This is a genomic window from Propionibacterium sp. (genome assembly GCF_047719395.1).
In the GTDB taxonomy this organism is placed as follows: domain Bacteria; phylum Actinomycetota; class Actinomycetes; order Propionibacteriales; family Propionibacteriaceae; genus Propionibacterium.
Genome location: NZ_JBDNTB010000100.1, coordinates 1 through 3,751 on the forward strand (window position 1 = coordinate 1; position 3,751 = coordinate 3,751).

Genomic DNA, 3,751 nt, shown 5'->3' on the forward strand with positions numbered 1-3,751 from the left:
CGACAAAAACTACCAAAACAAACCAAAAAAATCAAACCATCGGATCAACAAAAAAACACGCCTCACCAACAATCCACTTGGCTTTACACTAACAACATTTGGATTGTTTTACCAATTCATTTGTTATCAGCAACCGCCGAAAACGACTTAATCAACATTACCAGAATGTTTCCCGGAGTCAAATCCGGAGGTCCATCCTGATTTGTTTCAAATGGTCTTCCATCTTTCGGTAAAAGGCCTTCTGAAACGATGTTGTGTTGTCAAGCCGCCCTGCGGCAGCTCGAAGTACGTTACACGCCCCCTCTGTGGCTGTCAAACCAGGGTCAGCACCGGCTCAGAACTCCTCGTAGCTGGCCGGATCCTGACCTTCAAGACGCCCATCAGGACGCCCGAGCCCGGTGATCTCCACCACTTCCTCGTCACTCAGCGTCACCTTGGTGTGGCCCAGGTTCTCCAACTGGCGAGCCGATGACGATGCCTTCGGGATCGGGACGACACCGCGGGCGTTGTCCCAGGCGAGCACGACCTGACCTGGGGTGGCCGAGTGGGCCGCAGCGATCTTGGTGATCACCGGATTCTTCAGAAGATCGTTGCCATGACCGAGCGGGCTCCAAGCCTCGGTGATGATGCCATGCGCATTGTCGTAGTCGATGGTCTCCTGCTGGGGGAAGTACGGGTGCAGCTCAATCTGGTTGACGACCGGTACGACACCGGTTTCACGCTCGAGCCGATCCAGGTGTTCGGGCAGGAAGTTGCACACACCGATCTCGTGCAACAGGCCGCGCTGCTTCGCCTCGATCATCGCCTGCCAGGCTTCGACATACTTGTTCACCCTCGGCAGCGGCCAGTGGATGAGGTACAGGTCGAGATAGTCCAGGCCTGTGCGGTAGACGCTCTCCTCGATGGTTTCGATCGCCAGGTCGTGATCGTGACTCCTGCCAGGCAGTTTGCTGGTGATGATCAATGAATCCCGCGGGACGTCGCAATTGCGGACAGCTGCGCCGAGGGTTCCTTCGTTCTGGTAGTTCACGGCAGAATCGATCAGCCGATAGCCGTTCTTGATGGCGGTGACTATCGACTCGCAGCCGCGGACCCCATTGAGCAGGTAGGTGCCGAATCCGATCGACGGCAGGGTGAAACCGTCATGAGCAGTGAACTCTGTCTTCATTGTCTTGTCTCTCCTCAAGTTGATAATGCTGAAAAATGGGAATCGGTGTGCGACCCGGCCCGACTGGATCGCCTTGCCGGATGATGAGGGCTCCTCTCCTGGTGTGGGCCCTTGGCATGAGGTCGGGTGTCAGTCGCCCATGACACGAGTCGCGCGAGCCCTCTGGCACGCCCTGGCGGAGGCCGCCACCCCGGTCGCAAGGGCGAGCACGAGGATTCCAAAGCAGACCAGTGCGGCATCGATGGAGATCCCGCAGGCTGTGGCGATGCCGATGCCGAGCACCGGACATGCCATCCCAAGATATGCGCCCACGAAGATGCCTGCCGCGGATTCGCCTGCGCGCCCCTCAGGCGCCACCCGCGCAGCCGTGCCGAGCGCGCCACGGAAGATGGCGCCGCCCCCCGCGCCGCCCACCAGGGCGCCGATGACGAAGAGTGCCCCCAGCCCCGTGAGGACACCGAGCACCATGCAGATGACACCCACCCCGATGGCAGGCAGACCGATGGCATAGAGCCGATCGGTCACGGCATGCCGCAGCGCGATCTGGACCGATGCGGAGGCGAACAGCACACATGCGGCAATCAGACCTTCCCAGAAGCGCGAGGAAATGCCGAGGCCACTGAGCACCTGGGGAAGCAAGGATGTGGTGAGCCCGAGCACGCAGAACAAGGTGGCTCCGCCGAATACGGCAGTCATGTAGTCACCTCGGTCCTCCCGTGCCAGCTGGACGTGCTGGGGACGGTAGTCACGGTGGTGTCGTGGGACTGTCTCCGGGGCAACCATCACGAGAGCGAGCGCGATCACCAACACCACGAGATAGACGGCATAGGGCACCACCAGCGGGTGTGGCAGGAACTGCGTCAGCGCGCCACCGATGACGGGACCAGCACCGAGACCACCAAGGTTTGCAGCAGTGGCCGTGAGTGCCGGGCGTTCGGACAGCGGATCGCGCCCCGAACCGAGGTGGAGCTCAGCGATATGTGCGGTGGCCGTGGCGGTGATCATCCCGATTCCTGCGCCACTGATGAATCGCGCCACCACCACTGGAGCGAAATCCGTGGAGGAGACCAGCACGATCGCAGCGACCAACTGGCAGGTGATTCCGATCAGCAGAATCGGTTTGCGCCCCTGCCAATCTGATATGTGGCCCACGAATACGAGTGCAAGCAGCACCCCGAAGGAATAGGCGGTGAATGCCACGGTGACCATTGCCGTCGAATAGTGCACCGTGCGCTCGTAGAGCGACCACATTGTGGTGGGGACGGTGGTGAAGGACATCGTCACGCCGAAGGCCAGCGCAATGAGCCAGAAGGCTATCGAATGCCGCCGCGGGGAGTGTTCTTGCAAAGGGCGCTCCGAATGTGCCGACGCCTGCCGTGCACCAGCGGAGGGAACCCCGGTGGGAGCAGGCGGATTTTCTACTTGAAAAGTCATCGAATCTCTCCAGTCATGGGAGTGAATGCAGTGCGCACGAACATCAATGGCCATCTCCGGTCGTTCCCGACAGGTCCTGGACAGAAGCGCCCTCACCATGATCTCGGACACCCGCACCGCGCAGTACCTGCCGCACGCTGACCGCGACAGCCTCCCGGCTGAGTGCGGGCAGGCCATAGATCAATCGGAAGTAATGCGGGGCGACCAGCTCGTCGAGCAACAGCTCGACGTCGACGCCTGGATCGACCGAGCCCTCGTGCAGGGCACGATCCACCAATTGCCGGGCCACCGTACGGCGAGGCAGGATCCAGCGCTCTCGCAAGCGACCCGCCAGCGCATCGTCGGCCTGCGCGCGGGCGGTGAGAGCTCGCAGCAGCGGGCCGATGCGCGGCTCGGAGAGCACCCCGGCAAGCTCGGCCACATGAAATTCCAGCGCCTCCACAGCGGACATCTGCTCAGGGATCTTGAGCGATGATGCGGTGCACACCAACAGGGCATCGAGGATGAGATCATCGCGACTCGACCAGCGCCTGTAGATCGATGCCTTGCCCACGCCAGCGCGTGCAGCGATGGCGTCGACACCGGCAGCCGCGAGACCGCCCTTGACGAGCAGGTCAGCGGTCGCGGTGAGTATCACCCCGTCGAGATCAGCCCTCCTGGGACGCCCTACTGCAACCATGCCGCCATGCTAGCTCGATACGAGACTTCAAGTCTCGTATCTTGATATTTCCTGGTCGCCGTCAGTGAAATGGGCTCTGGCAACCACTGACTCCACATCGCGGTCGCGCAGAACTGCTGCCCGCGCAGAGCAGCTGCCTGGGATGGATCGGCACGACGAAGGCATGAAGGTATGAGCCCTGTGCGGCCAATGACCTCTCTCGTCCCCATGGACACCGTGATTCCCATGTCATGAACGCAATGACCCCACTCGACTCGCGCGGAGACCGGGCGAGACCGCCCTCGCGGACGCAACGTGCGAGGATCTGACGGTCACACCTGGCGCTATGGACCCGGCACGAAGAAATGGGGTCGGCCCGCAGGCCGCCCCCATTTCGTCATCGGGTGTGTATCCGTTGAGAACGCGTTGTGGGTGGACGGTTGTGTGTTGTTGAGGTCATACCCGGTCGCTTATAAACCTATGCCAGCCCC

At 61.4% G+C, this 3,751-nt stretch carries 4 protein-coding genes; 1 reads left to right on the forward strand and 3 read right to left on the reverse strand.

The window, feature by feature from the left end:
• A partial coding sequence (locus tag ABF648_RS11905) for a hypothetical protein (protein WP_415632463.1) occupies positions 1-201 on the forward strand: 201 nt, incomplete at its 5' end.
• Positions 202-334: 133 nt separating this feature from the next.
• Here ABF648_RS11905 and ABF648_RS11910 read toward each other — a convergent pair.
• From ABF648_RS11910 to ABF648_RS11920, 3 genes are all read right to left on the reverse strand, one after another.
• Entirely contained in the window at positions 335-1,168 is an 834-nt protein-coding gene (locus tag ABF648_RS11910) for an aldo/keto reductase (protein ID WP_415632464.1), read from the reverse strand.
• A gap of 129 nt (positions 1,169-1,297) precedes the next feature.
• Entirely contained in the window at positions 1,298-2,602 is a 1,305-nt protein-coding gene (locus ABF648_RS11915; RefSeq protein ID WP_415632465.1) for an MFS transporter, read from the reverse strand.
• A gap of 43 nt (positions 2,603-2,645) precedes the next feature.
• Positions 2,646-3,281, reverse strand: coding sequence for a TetR/AcrR family transcriptional regulator (locus ABF648_RS11920; RefSeq protein WP_415632466.1), 636 nt, complete (start codon positions 3,279-3,281; stop codon positions 2,646-2,648).
• Between the last annotated feature and the right edge of the window lie 470 nt (positions 3,282-3,751).

Coding starts and splice junctions, on each gene's coding strand:
- ABF648_RS11915 (WP_415632465.1), bottom strand. CDS start 2,602: ATGACTTTTCAAGTAGAAAATCCGCCTGCTCCCACCGGGGTTCCCTCC.
- ABF648_RS11910 (WP_415632464.1), bottom strand. CDS start 1,168: ATGAAGACAGAGTTCACTGCTCATGACGGTTTCACCCTGCCGTCGATC.
- ABF648_RS11920 (WP_415632466.1), bottom strand. CDS start 3,281: ATGGTTGCAGTAGGGCGTCCCAGGAGGGCTGATCTCGACGGGGTGATA.